Source organism: Streptomyces sp. NPDC008317 (assembly GCF_042955955.1).
Classification (GTDB): Bacteria; Actinomycetota; Actinomycetes; order Streptomycetales; family Streptomycetaceae; genus Actinacidiphila.
The window spans coordinates 693,506-710,324 of the sequence record NZ_JBIBFQ010000004.1; the positions used below are offsets into that span (position 1 = coordinate 693,506).

The 16,819-nt window shown below is 68.4% G+C and carries 13 protein-coding genes; 1 reads left to right on the forward strand and 12 read right to left on the reverse strand.

Translation table 11 applies throughout. From position 1 onward, the window contains the following. Positions 1 to 37 precede the first annotated feature (37 nt). The 5 genes from ACFY9V_RS16375 to ACFY9V_RS16395 form a co-directional block, all read right to left on the reverse strand. Positions 38 to 1,090 (reverse strand): dipeptide ABC transporter ATP-binding protein, encoded by a 1,053-nt coding sequence (locus ACFY9V_RS16375; RefSeq protein ID WP_355348357.1) that lies wholly within the window; start codon positions 1,088 to 1,090, stop codon positions 38 to 40. Between the two features lie 10 nt (positions 1,091 to 1,100). Next, positions 1,101 to 2,126, reverse strand: coding sequence for an ABC transporter ATP-binding protein (locus ACFY9V_RS16380; protein WP_355348260.1), 1,026 nt, complete (start codon positions 2,124 to 2,126; stop codon positions 1,101 to 1,103). Between the two features lie 11 nt (positions 2,127 to 2,137). Further along, on the reverse strand, positions 2,138 to 3,121 hold the full coding sequence (locus ACFY9V_RS16385) for an ABC transporter permease (protein WP_355348263.1): 984 nt from the start codon (positions 3,119 to 3,121) through the stop codon (positions 2,138 to 2,140). After that, positions 3,114 to 4,037 (reverse strand): ABC transporter permease, encoded by a 924-nt coding sequence (locus ACFY9V_RS16390; RefSeq protein ID WP_355348266.1) that lies wholly within the window; start codon positions 4,035 to 4,037, stop codon positions 3,114 to 3,116. The genes ACFY9V_RS16385 and ACFY9V_RS16390 overlap by 8 nt, the downstream gene beginning before the upstream one ends. A gap of 100 nt (positions 4,038 to 4,137) precedes the next feature. Further along, positions 4,138 to 5,784, reverse strand: coding sequence for an ABC transporter substrate-binding protein (locus ACFY9V_RS16395; protein ID WP_355348269.1), 1,647 nt, complete (start codon positions 5,782 to 5,784; stop codon positions 4,138 to 4,140). Positions 5,785 to 6,078: 294 nt separating this feature from the next. On the opposite strand from ACFY9V_RS16395, the gene ACFY9V_RS16400 reads away from it, so the two are divergent. Then, positions 6,079 to 6,462 carry a VOC family protein gene (locus ACFY9V_RS16400; RefSeq protein ID WP_391161662.1) on the forward strand — a complete coding sequence of 128 codons (384 nt, stop codon included), beginning with the start codon at positions 6,079 to 6,081 and terminating at the stop codon, positions 6,460 to 6,462. Between the two features lie 70 nt (positions 6,463 to 6,532). On the opposite strand, the gene ACFY9V_RS16405 is transcribed toward ACFY9V_RS16400, so the two are convergent. The 7 genes from ACFY9V_RS16405 to ACFY9V_RS16435 form a co-directional block, all read right to left on the reverse strand. Next, a complete protein-coding gene (locus tag ACFY9V_RS16405; protein ID WP_355348275.1) occupies positions 6,533 to 7,609 on the reverse strand; it encodes a dipeptide ABC transporter ATP-binding protein in 1,077 nt (358 codons plus the stop codon). Then, a complete protein-coding gene (locus tag ACFY9V_RS16410) occupies positions 7,572 to 8,600 on the reverse strand; it encodes an ABC transporter ATP-binding protein (protein ID WP_355348278.1) in 1,029 nt (342 codons plus the stop codon). The genes ACFY9V_RS16405 and ACFY9V_RS16410 overlap by 38 nt, the downstream gene beginning before the upstream one ends. An 11-nt stretch (positions 8,601 to 8,611) precedes the next feature. Beyond that, positions 8,612 to 9,583, reverse strand: coding sequence for an ABC transporter permease subunit (locus tag ACFY9V_RS16415; RefSeq protein ID WP_391161663.1), 972 nt, complete (start codon positions 9,581 to 9,583; stop codon positions 8,612 to 8,614). Continuing rightward, on the reverse strand, positions 9,576 to 10,499 hold the full coding sequence (locus ACFY9V_RS16420; RefSeq protein ID WP_188285682.1) for an ABC transporter permease: 924 nt from the start codon (positions 10,497 to 10,499) through the stop codon (positions 9,576 to 9,578). Before ACFY9V_RS16420 ends, ACFY9V_RS16415 begins: the two co-directional genes overlap by 8 nt. Positions 10,500 to 10,639: 140 nt before the next feature. Continuing rightward, positions 10,640 to 12,283, reverse strand: coding sequence for an ABC transporter substrate-binding protein (locus ACFY9V_RS16425; protein ID WP_391049267.1), 1,644 nt, complete (start codon positions 12,281 to 12,283; stop codon positions 10,640 to 10,642). 440 nt (positions 12,284 to 12,723) lie between these two features. Continuing rightward, the gene (gene typA / locus ACFY9V_RS16430; protein ID WP_391161664.1) at positions 12,724 to 14,589 is read right to left on the reverse strand and encodes a translational GTPase TypA; all 1,866 of its coding nucleotides are present in this window, start codon (positions 14,587 to 14,589) and stop codon (positions 12,724 to 12,726) included. Positions 14,590 to 14,775: 186 nt separating this feature from the next. Beyond that, positions 14,776 to 16,533 (reverse strand): ABC transporter substrate-binding protein, encoded by a 1,758-nt coding sequence (locus ACFY9V_RS16435; RefSeq protein ID WP_391161665.1) that lies wholly within the window; start codon positions 16,531 to 16,533, stop codon positions 14,776 to 14,778. Positions 16,534 to 16,819 lie beyond the last annotated feature (286 nt).

Sequence of the window (16,819 nt, forward strand, 5' to 3'; positions counted from 1 at the left end):
CCGGCGCCCGTCACACGCTCCCGGCCGCGGCGCGCGGTCAGTCGTTCGGGACGACCTGCTTCTCCTCCGCGAAGTGGCACGCCGAGTCGTGTTCGGCCGGGCCCGCCGTGCCGCGGAAGGCCGGGGGGACCGCCAGCAGCGGCTCCTCCAGGGTGCAGCGCTCCTGGGCCTTCCAGCAGCGGGTGCGGAAGCGGCAGCCGGAGGGCGGGTTGGCCGGGGAGGGCACGTCGCCGGAGAGGATGATCCGCTCGCGGTGCTCACGGGCGGCCGGGTCGGGGACCGGGACGGCCGAGAGCAGGGCCTGGGTGTACGGGTGCGTGGGGTGCTCGTAGATCGCCTCGTCGCCGCCGATCTCGACGATCTTGCCGAGGTACATCACGCCGACCCGGTCGGAGATGTGCCGGACGATCGACAGGTCGTGCGCGATGAACATGTAGGAGAGGTTGAACTCCTTCTGGAGATTGCCCATCAGGTTGATGACCTGGGCCTGCACCGACACGTCGAGCGCGGAGACCGGCTCGTCGGCCACGATGATCTCGGGGCGCAGCGCCAACCCCCGTGCGATGCCGATGCGTTGCCGCTGGCCGCCGGAGAACTGGTGCGGATAGCGGTTGATGTACTCGGGGTTGAGGCCGACGACGTCGAGCAGGTCCTGCACGCGCTTGCGCCGGTCGCCCTTGGGCGCGACCTCGGGGTGGATCTCGTACGGCTCACCGATGATGTCGCCGACCGTCATACGGGGGTTCAGCGAGGTGTACGGGTCCTGGAACACCATCTGGATGTTGCGCCGGACGGCCTTCAGGGCCCGCCCCGACAGCTTGGTGATGTCGTCGCCCTTGTACAGGATGCGTCCGGCGGTGGGCACTTCGAGGTTCATCAGCAGCCGGGCGACGGTCGACTTGCCGCAGCCGGACTCGCCGACGATGCCGAGCGTCTCGCCGGGGAAGAGGTCGAAGGAGACACCGTCGACGGCCTTGACCGCGCCGATCTGCTTCTTGAACAGGATGCCCTGGGTCAGCGGGAAGTGCTTGACCAGGTCGCGTACTTCGAGGATCGGCTCGTGCGCCGCCTTGACCGGGTCCTTGTGCATGACGGGCTGTTCACTCACCGAGCGTCTCCTTCCAGAAGTGGCAGGCGCTCGCCCGGTCGGGGCTCACCTTCGCCAGCGGGGGCACATCGGTGCGGCAGATGTCCTGGGCCATCGGGCAGCGCGGGTTGAAGGCGCAACCGGGCGGAATGTGCAGCAGGTTGGGCGGCAGCCCCTTGATCGCGTACAGCTCCTGGCCCTTCTGGTCCAGCCGCGGAATCGACTGCAACAGGCCCTTGGTGTACGGGTGGGCGGGCCGCTTGTAGATCTCGTGGACCGGCGAGGTCTCCACGATCCGGCCCGCGTACATCACGGCGATCTTGTCGGCCACGTCCGCGACGACGCCCAGGTCGTGGGTGATGAGGATCAGGCCCATGTTGAACTCCCGCTGGAGTTCGGCGAGCAGATCCATCACCTGCGCCTGCACCGTCACGTCGAGCGCGGTCGTCGGCTCGTCCGCGATGATCAGCGCGGGTTCCAGGGCCATCGCCATGGCGATCATCACGCGCTGCCGCATACCGCCGGAGAACTGGTGCGGGTACTGCTTGACGCGTTCGGCGGCGGCGGGGATGCGGACCCGTTCCATCAGCTCGACGGCCTTGATCCGCGAGTCCTTCTTCGACATGCCCTGGTGGGTGGTGAACATCTCGCCGAGCTGTTCCCCCACGGTGAGCACGGGGTTGAGCGAGGACAGCGCGTCCTGGAAGACCATCGCCATCTTCGCGCCGCGGACCTTGCGCCGCTCCTCGCCGACCATCGTCAGCAGGTTCTTGCCCTGGAAGACGATCTCGCCCTTGGTGATGAAGCCGGGCGGCGAGTCGAGGATGCCCATGATGGCCTGCGCGGTCACGGACTTGCCGGAGCCGGACTCGCCGAGCACGGCCAGCGTCTCGCCCTCGGCCACCGAGTACGTGACGCCGTTGACCGCCTTGGCGACCCCGTCCCTGGTACGGAATTCGACGTGCAGATCGTGGACGTCCAGCAGATTGCCGCTGGGCGGGGCGCTGGTGTGTTCTGCGGCCAGGTACTCGGTGCTCATGTACGGGCTCCTCAGCGCAGCTTGGGGTCGAGGGCGTCGCGCACCGCGTCGCCGAGCATGATGAAGGCCAGCACGGTGATGCTCAGCGCGCCCGCGGGCCACAGCAGCATGTGCGGCGCGTTGCGGATCTGCGAGGACGCGTCGGAGATGTCGATGCCCCAGGAGACGGTGGGCGGTTTGAGGCCCACGCCGAGGTAGGACAAGGTCGCCTCCAGCGCGATGTACGTACCCAGCGCGATGGTGCCGACGACGATGACCGGCGCGACGGCGTTGGGCGTGATGTGCCGCAGCAGGATGCGGGAGTTGCCCGCGCCCAGCGCCCGCGCGGCCTGCACGTAGTCGTTCTCCCGCGAGGTGATCACCGAGCCGCGGGCGATACGGGCGATCTGCGGCCAGCCGAGCAGCACCATGAAGCCGATGACCGGCCAGACGGTGCTGTTGGTGACCACGGACAGGAAGACCAGGCCGCCGAGGATGACCGGGATGCCGAAGAAGATGTCGCTGATCCGGGAGAGGACCGCGTCCCACCAGCCGCCGAAGAACCCGGCGAGGCCGCCGAGGACGCTGCCGAGGAGGACCACGCCCAGGGTCGCGCAGACGCCGACGGTGACCGAGGCGCGGGCGCCGTAGACCACGCGCGTGTAGACGTCGCGGCCCTGCTGGTCGTAGCCGAAGGGGTGGCCGGGGCTCGCGCCCTGCTGGGCCTTGGACAGGTCGGCCTTCAGCGGGTCCTGGGTGGCGATCAGTCCGGGCCAGATCGAGATGATCACCAGGAAGAGGATGATCAGCGCGGCGATGATGAAGATGGGGTTGCGCCGCAGGTCGCGCCAGGCGTCCGACCACAGGCTGCGCGGCTTCTCCGCGGGGTCGCCGCCGTCGGGCCCCGGCCCCTTCTCCAGTGACCCGGCCTCCTCCGCCGCCAGGTCGAAGCCGCCGCCACCGCCCGCGGCCGAGACGGACTGGCCGGGGTCGAGCGGGTTGCTCTGTTCAGGCATAACGAATCCTCGGGTCCAGGACCGCGTACAGCAGGTCGACTAGCAGATTCGCCAGCAGGAAGACCAGCACCAGGATCGTGACGAAGCCGACCACCGTCGGCGAGTTGTTGCGCAGGATGCCCTGGTAGAGCTGGAAGCCGACGCCGTGGATGTTGAAGATGCGCTCGGTGACGATCGCGCCGCCCATCAGGCCGCCGATGTCGGTGCCGATGAAGGTGACCACCGGGATCAGCGAGTTGCGCAGCAGGTGCCGGAAGATCACCTTGCGGCGTGGCAGGCCCTTGGCGACGGCGGTGCGCAGATAGTCGGCGCGGGTGTTCTCGGCGATCGAGGTACGGGTCAGCCGGGTGACGTACGCGAGCGAGACCAGGGCGAGGACCAGACCCGGCAGGATCAGTTCGTTGAACGGGGCGCTGGGCGAGACCGAGGGGCTGACCCAGCCGAGCTTCACGCCGAACAGGTACTGGAGCACGTAGCCGGTCACGAACGTGGGCACCGAGATGACGACCAGGGTCATCAGCAGCACCCCGGTGTCGATCGGCTTGCCGCGCCGCATGCCGGTGATCACGCCGAGCAGGATGCCGATGATGATCTCGAAGATGATGGCGACGATGGTGAGCCGGATGGTGACCGGGAAGGCGCTGCCCATCAGGGAGGTGACGGACTGCCCGTTGAAGGCGGTGCCGAAGTCGCCGCGGAAGATGTTCCCCATGTAGAGCAGGTACTGCTTCCACAGCGGGTCGTTCAGGTGCAGGTCCGAGCGGATCTGGGCAGCGGTGGCGGGGTCCGGTGCGCGGTCGCCGAAGAGCGCGGCGACGGGGTCGCCGAGCGCGTAGACCATGAGGAAGATCAGGAATGTGCTGCCGATGAACACCGGGATCATCTGGAGCAGCCGCCGGATCACATAGCGTCCCATGCGGTGCCTTCCGAAGGGCCTTCCGAGCAGTGACGGGGAGGGGCGGGAAGCGGAGCGGCCGGAGGCCGCACCGGGTTACCGGTGCGGCCTCCGGCGGACGTCACTTGACCTTGATCTCGTTGTAGACCGGGACGCTGAACGGGTTCAGCTCGACGTTGGTGATCTTGTCGGAGTACCCGGCGCTGCCGTTCTGGTACCACAGCGGGATCGCGGGCATGTCCTTGACGAGCTGGCGCTCGGCGTCCTGGAAGAGGCCGACGGCCTTGGCGGTGTCGGTCTCGGCGTTGGCCTGGTTGACCAGCTTGTCGAAGTTGGCGTTGCTGTAGTGCGAGTCGTTGGACGACGCGTTGGTGTAGTACAGCGGCTGGAGGAAGTTCTGGATCAGCGGGTAGTCCATCTGCCAGCCGGACCGGAACGGGTTGTCCATCTGCTTGTTGACGATCTTGTTGCGGAAGTCGGCGAAGGTGCCGGTGGGGCTGCCGACGCACGCCTTGTTGTTGCCCAGCACGTTGTTGATGCTGTTGCAGACCGCGTCGACCCACTCCTTGTGGGAGCCGGTGTCCGCGTTGTAGCCGATGGTGATGCTGCCGCCCGGCAGGCCGCCGCCCTCCTGGATGAGCTGCTTGGCCTTGGCCGCGTCGTACGTGCACTCGGCGCCGCACAGGCCCGCCTTGTAGCCGCCGGACGCGCCCAGCACCGGGGAGGTCCAGTCGGTGGCCGGGGTGCGGGTGTTCTGGAAGATCTGCTGGGTGATCTGCTGGCGGTTGATCGCCATCGACAGGCCCTGCCGGACCTTCGCGGAGTTCGCGGACGACCACCGCGAGTTGTACAGCGGGAAGGCGAGGGTCTGGATGATGCCGGCGGGCTGGTTGATGTACCGGTCGCCGAGGTCGCTCTTGACGTTCTTGAGCTGCGAGGCCGGGATGTCGTCGACCAGGTCCAGGTTGCCCGCCTGGAGGTCGGTGTAGGCGGTGTTGTTGTCGGTGTAGACCCGCAGGTCGACGCCGCCGTTCTGGGCCGGGTCCGGGCCCTTGTAGCCGTCCCACTTGCGCAGGCTCATCTGCGAGCCCTTGCTGTACGACTGGATGGTGTACGGGCCGTCGCCGATCGGCTTCTTCAGCCAGGCGGCGTGGTCGTCGAAGAACGCCTTCGGCAGCGGGTAGTACGCCGAGTACCCGAGGGTGTCGGGGAAGGTGGAGAACTTCTGGTTGAGCTTCACCTTGAACTCGGTGTCGCTGACCTTGGTCAGACCGGAGAGCGTGGTCGCGGAGGACTTGGCGCCCGCGGTGTCCGGGTGGACCTTGTCGTACCCGTCGATGTACTGGAAGAAGTACGCGTTGATCTGGGCGTTCTTCAGCAGCGCGCCGTAGTTCCAGGCGTTGATGAAGGAGTCGGAGGTGACCTTCTCGCCGTTGCTGAAGGTCCAGTCAGACTTGATCTTGATGTCGAAGGTCTGCGAGTCGGTGGTGGTGATCGAGTCGGCGATCATGTCGGTCGCCTTGCCGGTCTTCGGGTCGTACTTCTTCAGGCCGCGGAAGACCATGTCGAGCACCTTGCCGCCCTGCACCTCATTGGTGTTGGCGGGCTCCAGCGGGTTCTGCGGGTCGCCCCAGGAAGCGCGCACGACGCCGGAGCCGCTGCCGCCGCCGCCCCCACCGCTGTTGTTGCTGCTGCTGCCGCAGGCGGCGGCTGCCAGGGCGACGGCCGTCGCACAGACGGCCCACTTCAAGCGCGTGGCTCCGCGCATCGCGTGCCTCCTCATGGATCACAAATGACACTTAGTCACCCATGACACCGCAATAGAGCCAAAGTCGCACTTCTACTACTCCGTGTCGGCATGTCCAATGCGTTGGCCATGGCGCAACGCCCTGTCAGAAAGCCGTGTCACGGCCCGCACGAAGTGACCTGTCCGCGTCAAGAATGGAGGCGGCCGCGCCCGCTCGCCCGTCCGGTCCCGTGCGGCGGGAGAGCGGCACCGTCCGAGGACGTGTCCGGCGGATACCCGGTGGCGCCGGGCGCCGGGATCGGGAAGGCTCGGGCCATGGTCTCGGTAGTGCAGAACGTGGCGATCGACTGCGCGGACGCCTACAGCCTGGCTCTCTTCTGGAGCGGCGTCACCGGCCGTCCGCTGGATCCGGAGGACCGGCCGGGCGACCCGGAGGTCCAAGTGCTCCTCGCGGACGGCCCCCTGCTCCATTTCAACCAGGTGCCCGAGCCCAAGACGGTCAAGAACCGCGTCCACCTGTGCCTGCGGCCCGACACCACCCGCGACGAGGAGGTCGACCGCCTCCTCGCCCTCGGCGCCACCCTCCTCACCGACCGCCGCAACCCCGACGGCACCGGCTGGGCCGTCCTCACCGACCCCGAGGGCAACGAATTCTGCGTCCTGCGCAGCCAAGCCGACCGCGAGGCCGCGCGCGCCTGACGCGCGCGCCTGACGCGCGCGAGAGGGGCGCCCCCCGGGGTGGGGGGCGCCCCTCTGGGGTGGGGGATCGTCAGGCGGCGCCGACGACGTCCTTTTCTTCGGCGAAGTGGCAGGCCGACTCGTGGGTGGCCGGGGTGGAGCCGCCCTGGAAGCGGGCGGGGATCGCCAGCAGCGGGGTCTCCTCGGCGCAGCGGGACTCGGCCTTCCAGCAGCGGGTGCGGAAGCGGCAGCCGGAGGGCGGGTTGGCCGGGGAGGGCACGTCGCCGGAGAGGATGATCCGCTCGCGGTGCTCACGCGCGGCCGGGTCGGGGACCGGGACGGCCGAGAGCAGGGCCTGGGTGTAGGGGTGGGTCGGGTGCTCGTAGATCTCGGTGTCGGTGCCGATCTCCGCCATCCGCCCGAGGTACATCACGCCGACGCGGTCGGAGATGTGCCGGACGATCGACAGGTCGTGCGCGATGAAGAGGTAGGAGAGGGTGAACTCGTCCTGGAGCTTCTCCATCAGGTTGATGACCTGGGCCTGCACCGAGACGTCGAGCGCGGAGACCGGCTCGTCGCAGATGATGATCTCCGGGTTGAGCGCCAACCCCCGTGCGATGCCGATGCGTTGCCGCTGGCCGCCGGAGAACTGGTGCGGATACCGGTTGATGTACTCGGGGTTGAGGCCGACCACGTCCAGCAGGTCCTCGACACGCTTGCGGCGCGACCCCTTGGGAGCCACCTCGGGGTGGATGTCGAAGGGCTCACCGATGATGTCGCCGACCGTCATACGGGGGTTGAGCGAGGTGTACGGGTCCTGGAACACCATCTGGATGTTGCGCCGGACGGCCTTCAGGGCGCGCCCGGTCAGCTTGGTGATGTCCTCGCCCTTGTAGAACACCTCGCCCGCGGTGGCCTGTTCGAGGTTCATCAGCAGCTTGGCGACCGTGGACTTGCCGCAGCCGGACTCGCCGACGATGCCGAGCGTCTCGCCGCGGTAGAGGTCGAAGGAGATCCCGTCGACCGCCTTGACCGCGCCGACCTGCTTCTTGAACAGGATGCCCTGCGTCAGCGGGAAGTGCTTCACCAGGTTCCGCACCTGGAGGATGGGTTCACCCCGGTTCGAGAGGTCACTCACCGAGCGTCTCCTTCCAGAAGTGGCAGGCACTGCCGCGCCCGTCGCCGATCGTGTGCAGCACGGGCACCTCGGTCCGGCAGATGTCCTGCGCCATCGGGCAGCGCGGGTTGAAGGCGCAGCCCGACGGGATACGCAGCAGGTTGGGCGGCAGCCCCTTGATCGCGTACAGCTCCTGGCCCTTCTGGTCCAGCCGGGGAATCGACTGGAGCAGGCCTTTGGTGTACGGGTGCGCCGGGTTCTTGTAGATCTCGTGGACCGGCGAGCTCTCGACGATCCGGCCCGCGTACATCACCGCGATCTTGTCGGCCACGTCCGCGACCACACCCAGGTCGTGGGTGATGAGGATCAGGCCCATGTTGAACTCCCGCTGGAGTTCGGCCAGCAGATCCATCACCTGCGCCTGCACGGTGACGTCGAGCGCGGTCGTCGGCTCGTCCGCGATGATGAGGTCGGGTTCGAGGGCGAGCGCCATCGCGATCATGATGCGCTGCCGCATACCGCCGGAGAACTGGTGCGGGTAGTCGTTCACCCGCTCCTTCGCCGCCGGGATGCGCACCCGGTCCATCAGCTCGACCGCCTTGGCCTTGGCGGCCTTGCGGGACAGGCCCTGGTGCACCCGGAACATCTCGCCGAGCTGGTAGCCCACCGACAGCACCGGGTTGAGGGACGACAGCGCGTCCTGGAAGATCATCGCGATCTTCCGGCCGCGCAGCTTGCGCCGCTCCTCGCCGGACATCGTGAGCATGTCGCGGCCCTGGAACAGGATCTCGCCCTGCGGGATACGGCCGGGCGGCATGTCGAGGATTCCCATGATCGCCTGCGCGGTCACGGACTTGCCCGAGCCGGACTCGCCGAGCACGGCCAGCGTCTCCCCGGCGTTCACCGAGTAGTTGACGCCGTTCACGGCCTTGGCGACACCGTCGCGGGTGTGGAACTCGACGTGCAGGTCCCGTACTTCGAGCAGCGGAGCCGTCGGCACGCCGGGCGCCGGGGCGCTCGCGGTCTCATCGATGACAGTCAACGCCGTACCTCCTAGCGCAGCTTGGGGTCGAGGGCGTCGCGCACCGCGTCGCCGAGCATGATGAACGCCAGCACCGTCACGCTGAGCGCGCCCGCGGGCCACAGCAGCATGTGCGGCGCGTTGCGGATCTGGGTGGACGCCTGGGAGATGTCGATGCCCCAGGAGACGGCCGGCGGCTTGAGGCCCACGCCGAGGAACGACAGCGTCGCCTCCAGCGAGATGTACGTGCCCAGCGCGATCGTCGCGACCACGATGATCGGGGCGAGCGCGTTGGGCGCGATGTGCCGCAGCAGCATCCGCGCGTTGCCCGCGCCGAGTGCCCGCGCCGCCTGCACGTAGTCCTGCTGCTTGGCCGTGATGACCGAGCCGCGCGCGATACGCGCGATCTGCGGCCAGCCCAGCAGGATCATGAAGAGCGAAACGGTGGTGACGCTGCCGCCCTTGACCACGGACAGGAAGACGATGCCGCCGAGCAGGATCGGGATGCCGAAGAAGATGTCGCTGATCCGGGAGAGGATCGAGTCCCACCAGCCGCCGAAGTAACCGGCCAGGCCGCCGAGCAGCGAGCCCAGCACGGTGACGCCGAGGGTCGCGAAGATGCCGACCGACACCGAGGCGCGCGCGCCGTAGACGGTGCGGGTGTAGACGTCGCAGCCCTGCTGGTCGAAGCCGAAGGGGTGCCCGGAGGTCGCCCCGTTCTGCGACTTGGCGAGGTCGCAGGAGAGCGGGCTGCCCCCGGCGATCAGGCTGGGCCAGATCGAGATGACGACCAGGAAGAGGATCAGCAGCCCGGACACGTAGAACATCGGCTTGCGGCTGAGGTCGTGCCAGGCGTCGTTCCACAGGCTGCGCGGCTTCTCGCGCTCCGCGTCACGCGACGGCTTCGACGGCTCCACCGGGCCGCGCGGTCCGTCCACGGGCAGCCCGGCGGGCGCTGTGGATATCGCGTTCGCGGCGCTCCGGGCGTCGGACATCTCAGACATAGCGAATCCTCGGGTCCAGGACCGCGTAAAGCAGGTCGACGAGCAGGTTGGCGGCCAGGAAGACGATCACCAGGATCGTCACGAAGCCGACGACGGTCGGCGGATTCTGCCGCAGGATGCCCTGGTAGAGCTGGTAGCCGACGCCGTGGATGTTGTAGATCCGCTCGGTGACGATGGCGCCGCCCATGAGCGCGCCGAGGTCGGTGCCGAGGAAGGTCACCACGGGTATCAGCGAGTTGCGCAGCAGGTGGACGGTGACCACCCGGCGCTTGGGCAGCCCCTTGGCCACGGCCGTGCGCAGGTAGTCCGCGCGGGAGTTCTCCGCGACCGAGGTACGGGTCAGCCGGGCCACATAGGCGAGCGAGACACCGGCCAGGACGAGTCCCGGCAGGATCAGGTCACCGATCGGGGCGCCCTCGGCGACCGCCGGATTGGCCAGGCCCCACTTCACGCCCACGAAGTACTGGAGCAGGAAGGCGGTCACGAAGGTCGGGATGGACACGACGAGCAGCGTGAACGCGAGCACGCCCGAGTCCGCGAACCGTCCGCGCCGCAGCCCGGCCAGCAGGCCGAGCCCGATGCCGACGACCGCCTCGATCGCGAAGGCGACCATGGTCAGCCGGATGGTGACCGGGAAGGCCGTGCCCATCAGCTCGGTGACCGGCTGCCCGGTGGCGGCGGTGCCGAAGTTGCCGCTGAGGATCTGCCACATGTAGTGCCCGTACTGCGCGGGCAGCGAGTGGTCCAGATACAGGTCGTGCCTGATCTGGTTCGCCGTGGCGGGGTCGGGCGCCCGGTCGCCGAACATGGCGGCCACCGGGTCGCCGAGCGCGTAGACCATGACGAAGATCAAAAAGGTGGTTCCGATGAAGACCGGAACCATCTGGAGCAGTCGTCGAATGACGTAGCGCCCCATCTGTCCTCCAGGGATCGGGGCAGACGTGAGCCGGGGCTTGTGACCCCGGCCGACCTCCGCACCGCGAGCGGTTGCTGTCAGTTCCCCCCGAACGCGCGCCCGCCACGGGGTGCCATGGCGGGCGCGCTTACCGCATCAGGTCAGTTGTTGACCGTGATGTCGGTGAAGACGGGGACACTGAAGGCGTTCTCCGTCACGTTGGACACCCGGGACGACCAGCCGGCGCCACCGTTCTGGTACCAGAGCGGGATGACGGGCATGTCCTTCATCAGGATCTTCTCGGCGTCCTGGTAGAACCCGATCGCCTTGGCGGTGTCCGGCTCCGAGTTCGCCTGCTTGATCAGCGAGTCGAACTGCGGGTTGCTGTAGTGCGAGTCGTTCGAGCTGGCGCCCGTCACGTACAGCGGCGTCAGGAAGTTGTCGATCAGCGGGTAGTCCATCTGCCAGCCGGAGCGGAACGGCTGGGTCATCTCACCCTTGGTGATCTGGTTGCGGAAGTCCGCGAACGTGCCGGTGGGGGCGCCGACGCACGCCTTGTTGTTGCCCACCACGTTGTTGATGCTGTTGCAGACCGCGTCGACCCACTGCTTGTGCGAGCCGGTGTCGGCGTTGTACCCGATGGTCATGTGACCGCCGGGAATGCCGCCGCCCTCCTGGATGAGCTGCTTCGCCTTGACCGGGTCGTACGTGACCGACTCGCCGCCGACGGAGTCGCTGTAACCGCCGGCCGCGCCCAGCACCGGGGAGGTGAGGTCGGTGGCCGGGGTGCGGGTGCCCTGGAAGATCTTCTCGGTGATGGTCTTCCGGTCGATCGCCATGGACAGGCCCTGGCGGACCTTCTCCATGCCGGGGGCGCTCCACGCCTTCTGGTTCAGCGGGAAGGAGACCGTCTGGATGATGCCGGCCGGCTGGTTGAGGTAGCGGCCGCCGAGGTCCGACTTCACGTGGCTGAGCTGCTCGGCCGGAACGTCGTCCAGGACGTCCAGGTTGCCCGCCTGGAGGTCGGCGTAGGCGGTGTTGCTGTCGGTGTAGACCTTCAGCAGCACGCCCTTGTTCTTCGGCTTGCTCGGGCCCGTGTAGTTCGGGTTCGGGACCAGCTTCATGCTGGAGCCCTTGCTGTACGAGTCGATCATGTACGGGCCGTCGCCGACCGGCTTGTTCAGGTAGCCGGCGTGGTCGGTGAAGAACGACTTCGGCAGCGGCGCGAACGCCTTGTAGCCGAGGCGGTCGGGCCACGTGGAGAACTTCTGGGTGAGCTTGACGGTGAAGGTGGTGTCGTCCACGACCTTCAGACCCGACATGGTCTTCGCGGTCGGGGCGGCGCCCTCCTTGTCGGGGTGCACCGCGGCGTAGCCGTCGATGTCCGCGAAGAAGTACGCGTTGAGCTGCTTGTTCGTCAGCAGCGCGCCGTAGTTCCAGGCGTCGACGAACGAGTTGGCGGTCACCGGGGTGCCGTCGGAGAACTTCAGGCCCTGCTTGATCTTGATGGTGAAGTTCTGCTGGTCGGTCGTGGTGATCGAGTCAGCGGCCTCAAGGTTGGCCTTCCCCGTCTTGGGGTCGTACTCCTTGAGGTTCATGAAGATCATGTCCAGGACCTTGCCGCCCTGGACCTCGTTGGTGTTCGCCGGCTCCAGGGGGTTCTGGGGGTCTCCCCACCACGCCCTGACGATGCCGTCGTTGGAACCGCCGGCCTTGTTGTCCGAATCACCGGAACCGCAGGCGGTTGCCGCGAGGGCGACGACTGCCGCGCCTATGACCCACTTGGCGCTCTTGGCACCGCGCATGGGTTTGCCTCCTCAGGAGTCACTGTCGATACGTGAAAGGAAGGCCGGTCGCTGCTGACACTCCTGACACCCCTGACAGGAGAAGGGCCTGGCCTTCCGTGCTCGTGAGTCGGCGCTCCCCATCAGCGCGTGACCCATTGACCCGAGCTCAACTTCGTCCACTATCGGGCACGTTTGAGGTCGCTCGGAACAGGGTCTGGTTTCGCTTCGGTCACGATGGGCAGAGGAGCCTGCTCAAAATTCGGACAATCTGGAACGTACACAGACAGGTTCGAAACGGACAGTGTGATCTTTCTTACGCCGCTGAGCGGAGATGAACGTCCGGATAACGGACAGTGCGAAAAACCCAAAAGGGGCGCGGAGAGCGCGTGACCGGTCCCCGCCGTCCGGCGGCGGAGTCTGGTCGCGCGGCTCCCCGCGCCCCTACGGGCGCTGCGCGGTCAGCGCTTGGCCCGAGCGGCCGAGCGTCCCCGCTCCTTCTGGTCCAGGACGACCTTGCGGATGCGGACCGTCTCCGGGGTCACCTCGATGCACTCGTCCTCGCGGCAGAACTCCAGCGACTGCTCCAGCGAGAGCTTGCGCGGCGGCACCACGTTCTCGGTGTTGTCCGCGGACGCGGCGCGCATGTTGGTGAGCTTCTTCTCCTTGGTGATGTTCACGTCCATGTCGTCGGACCGCGAGTTCTCACCGATGATCATGCCCTCGTAGACCTCCGTGGTCGCCTCGACGAAGATCACGCCGCGCTCCTGGAGGTTGATCATGGCGAACGGCGTCACGACACCGGCGCGGTCGGCCACCAGGGAGCCGTTGTTACGGGTCCGCAGGTCGCCGAACCACGGCTCGTGGCCCTCGAAGATGCTGTGCGCGATGCCGGTGCCGCGGGTGTCGGTGAGGAATTCCGTACGGAAGCCGATCAGGCCGCGGGCCGGGACGACGAACTCCATGCGGACCCAGCCGGAGCCGTGGTTCGTCATGGTCTCCATGCGGCCCTTGCGGGTCGCCATGAGCTGGGTGATCGCGCCCAGGTACTCCTCGGGGCAGTCCACCGTCATCCGCTCGACCGGCTCGTGGACCTTGCCGTCGATCACCTTGGTGACCACCTGCGGCTTGCCGACGGTCAGCTCGAAGCCCTCGCGGCGCATCTGCTCGACCAGAATGGCCAGCGCCAGCTCGCCACGGCCCTGGACCTCCCAGGCGTCGGGGCGCTCGGTGGGCAGCACGCGCAGCGAGACGTTGCCGATCAGCTCCCGGTCGAGGCGGTCCTTGACCTGGCGGGCGGTGACCTTGTGGCCCTTGCCGCCCTTGCCGACCAGCGGCGAGGTGTTCGTACCGATGGTCATCGAGATCGCGGGCTCGTCGACCGTGATGAGCGGCAGCGCGACCGGGTTCTCCAGGTCGGCCAGCGTCTCGCCGATGGTGATCTCCGGAATACCGGCCACCGCGCAGATGTCGCCGGGGCCCGCCATCTCGGCGGGCTTGCGGGTCAGCGCCTCGGTCATCAGCAGTTCGGTGATCTTGACCTGGCTGACCGAGCCGTCGCGCTTCATCCACGCGACCTGCTGGCCCTTGCGCAGCTCGCCCTCCTCCACCCGGAGCAGGGCGATACGGCCGAGGAAGTTGTCCGCGTCGAGGTTGGTGACGTGCGCCTGGAGCGGCGCGCCCTCGGTGTACGTGGGGGCCGGGACGGTGGACAGGATCGTGGAGAAGAACGGCTCCAGGCTGTCGCTGTCGGCCGGAACCGTGCCGTTCTCCGGCTTGGTCAGCGAGGCGATGCCGTCCCGCGCGCACGCGTAGACGATCGGGAACTCGATCTGGTCCTCGGTGGCGTCCAGGTCCAGGAACAGGTCGTACGTCTCGTTGACGACCTCGTCGATCCGGGAGTCGGGGCGGTCCGTCTTGTTCACGCAGAGGATGACCGGCAGGTTCGCCGACAGCGCCTTGCGGAGCACGAAACGGGTCTGCGGCAGCGGGCCCTCGGAGGCGTCCACCAGCAGCACGACCGCGTCGACCATGGACAGGCCGCGCTCCACCTCGCCGCCGAAGTCGGCGTGGCCCGGGGTGTCGATGATGTTGATCGTGATGACATCGCCACCGCCCTTGGGGTGGTACTTCACGGCGGTGTTCTTCGCGAGAATGGTGATGCCCTTCTCGCGCTCCAGGTCGTTGGAGTCCATCATCCGATCGTCGAGATGCTGGTGGGCGGCGAATGCGCCGGCCTGCTTGAGCATCGCGTCGACGAGGGTCGTCTTGCCGTGGTCGACGTGGGCGACGATGGCGACGTTACGAATATCGTGGCGCGTGGACATGCTGCGGCGCTTCTCCCGGAATCGTGGATGGACGTCGCGTTCCTCGTTGACGCGCTCGCCTGCCGGGCAAGGTCACGCCGCGGCCTTACCCCATGGTACGGGCCCCAACCCCCCTCGGCCGCCGATGGCTGGCTTCAGAGGGGATTTGGGGCCCGTAATCGCACGGTTTTCCGCGACCGCGCGCGCCTACTTGCGGAAGCCGAGGTTCTGGTAGTCGGGGGTCTGGAAGCCGAAGGCGCCCGCGTTGGCGACGGTGGTGCGCAGCGCGACCAGGCCGGGGCGCTGGTAGAGCGGGATGGAACCGGCCGCGGCCCAGATCCGGGCGTCGGCCTTGGAGGTCAGGTCGCGGGCCGCGGAGGTGTCCAGCTCGCCGCCCGCCCGGTCCAGGAGCTGGTCGATCTGGTCGGTGCCGACCCGCGTGTAGTTCTGCGCCACGGTCAGCGAGCCGTCGGGGGCGGGCACCGGCTTGGCGAAGATCGGGGTGTCGTCGGTGGCCGGGTAGGCCGTGCCGGGCCAGGAGTAGAGCGCCAGGTCGAAGTCGCCCGAGGCGATGTGGTCCTGGAAGTAGCTGTCGCCCGCGACCTTGGTGATCTCGGTGCGGATGCCGATGCCGGAGAGCATCGAGGCGATCCGGGTGCCGACGTCGTCCAGCGTCGGGGAGTCCGCCGGGAGCACGAAGCGCATGGTGAGCTGCTTGCCCGCCTTGCTGACGGCGGCTGCGGGCTCCACGACGGTGACGGCGCCGGAGGCCGCGGTACGGCCGGGGCCGCCGGCCGCCTGGTCGCCGGTCTTGGCGTTGCTGCGCGTCCAGCCCGCGTCGGCCAGCAGCGCCTGGGCCTGCTGCACGTCGTTGGTGCCGAGCGCCGAGCTGTTGTCGCGGTAGCCGTCCTGCGAGGGCAGCACCAGGTGGTTGCCGAGCGCCTCGTCGGGCAGCCCGAGCGGCTTGAGCACGGCGGTGGCGATGGCCTTGCGGTCGATGGCGCGGGCCACGGCGTGCCGGATGCGCTCGTCAGCCAGCGGTCCCGTACTGCCGTTGATGGCGAGCTGCGCGTACGCGGCGTCGGGCGCCTTCCGTACGGCCAGGCCCTTGGTCCCGGTCACGGCGGTGACCGCGCCGGGGTCGATCTCGGCCAGGTCGAGGGCGCCCGCGGCGAGCGCGGCGGGGCGCTTGTCCACCGGCACGGCGGTCAGCACGATCCGGTCGAGCTTGGCGGGCTCGCCCCACCACGCCTTGTTGCGGTCCAGCGTGACGGTGCCCTTCTTGGTGTCCACGGCCTCGACCGCGAAGGGGCCCGCGACGACCGGCAGCTTGGTGCGCACGCCGTCGTTGAAGGTGTCCGCGTCACTGGTCACCGACTTCGGGTACAGCGGGCTGAACAGCGACTTCCAGTCCGCGTACGGGCTGGCGAAGGTGACGTCGACCTGCTGGGCGTCCTTGCCCTGCCGGACGTCGGAGATCCGGTCGTAACCGGCGTTGCGGGCCGTCCAGAAGGCGCTGTTCTTGCCGTTCAGCGCCTTCCACTGGGCGACGAAGTCGGCCGCGCCGACCGCCTGGCCGTCGCTCCACTTCGCCTTGGGGTTCAGGTGGTACGTGACCACCTGGCGCGGTGACTGCGCGACGTCCGCGCTCGCCAGGAAGTCGCTGTCGGCCCGCGGGGAGCCGTGGCCGTCGAGCCGGTACATCGCCGGGAGGGTGGCTCCCGCGATCGTCAGCGTGTCGGCGTCCGCGTCCGCCTGGTACGCGTTCAGCGTGCGGGGCAGCTCATCGGTCGCCCAGCGCAGCGTGCCGCCGTCGCGGACGCCCGCGCGCGAGACGGTCGCGATGTCGGTGCCCGCCGTCCCGGCGGCGCCGCCGCCCGAGGAGCAGGCGGTCAGGGTCATGGCCGCCCCGGCGGTCAGCGCCACGGCGGCGCGCAATACGGGTGGGTTCGCGCTGCGGTTCATGGATCGGACACCTCCGGCGGCCCGGCATAGACCGGGGACATACTCATTTGGCCTGATTTCCGGGTAATCACTTCCCAGTGGAGGGGACGAGGAGCGGCTCTCCGCCCCGACACGACCGCAATGCCCCGCTCTTCCACCCGGACGGCCCCTTGGCGCGGGGGGCGGCCCATGAGGGGCGCGGGGGACTGCGCGGGGTGGCCGGGCGGGCGGCGCGCCCGGAGACCGGCGAACCGCCCCGGAGGGGAATTGGTGCACGCGTCTTCCCAACCGAAGGTGTGACGCGCGA

What these genes read in the sequence shown, in the direction of transcription:
- ACFY9V_RS16400 (WP_391161662.1), top strand. Translation starts at nt 6,079, where the DNA reads ATGGTCTCGGTAGTGCAGAACGTGGCGATCGACTGCGCGGACGCCTAC.
- ACFY9V_RS16435 (WP_391161665.1), bottom strand. Translation starts at nt 16,533, where the DNA reads ATGAACCGCAGCGCGAACCCACCCGTATTGCGCGCCGCCGTGGCGCTG.
- ACFY9V_RS16420 (WP_188285682.1), bottom strand. Translation starts at nt 10,499, where the DNA reads ATGGGGCGCTACGTCATTCGACGACTGCTCCAGATGGTTCCGGTCTTC.
- ACFY9V_RS16385 (WP_355348263.1), bottom strand. Translation starts at nt 3,121, where the DNA reads ATGCCTGAACAGAGCAACCCGCTCGACCCCGGCCAGTCCGTCTCGGCC.
- ACFY9V_RS16380 (WP_355348260.1), bottom strand. Translation starts at nt 2,126, where the DNA reads ATGAGCACCGAGTACCTGGCCGCAGAACACACCAGCGCCCCGCCCAGC.
- ACFY9V_RS16425 (WP_391049267.1), bottom strand. Translation starts at nt 12,283, where the DNA reads ATGCGCGGTGCCAAGAGCGCCAAGTGGGTCATAGGCGCGGCAGTCGTC.
- ACFY9V_RS16395 (WP_355348269.1), bottom strand. Translation starts at nt 5,784, where the DNA reads ATGCGCGGAGCCACGCGCTTGAAGTGGGCCGTCTGTGCGACGGCCGTC.
- ACFY9V_RS16415 (WP_391161663.1), bottom strand. Translation starts at nt 9,583, where the DNA reads ATGTCTGAGATGTCCGACGCCCGGAGCGCCGCGAACGCGATATCCACA.
- ACFY9V_RS16375 (WP_355348357.1), bottom strand. Translation starts at nt 1,090, where the DNA reads ATGCACAAGGACCCGGTCAAGGCGGCGCACGAGCCGATCCTCGAAGTA.
- typA (WP_391161664.1), bottom strand. Translation starts at nt 14,589, where the DNA reads ATGTCCACGCGCCACGATATTCGTAACGTCGCCATCGTCGCCCACGTC.
- ACFY9V_RS16390 (WP_355348266.1), bottom strand. Translation starts at nt 4,037, where the DNA reads ATGGGACGCTATGTGATCCGGCGGCTGCTCCAGATGATCCCGGTGTTC.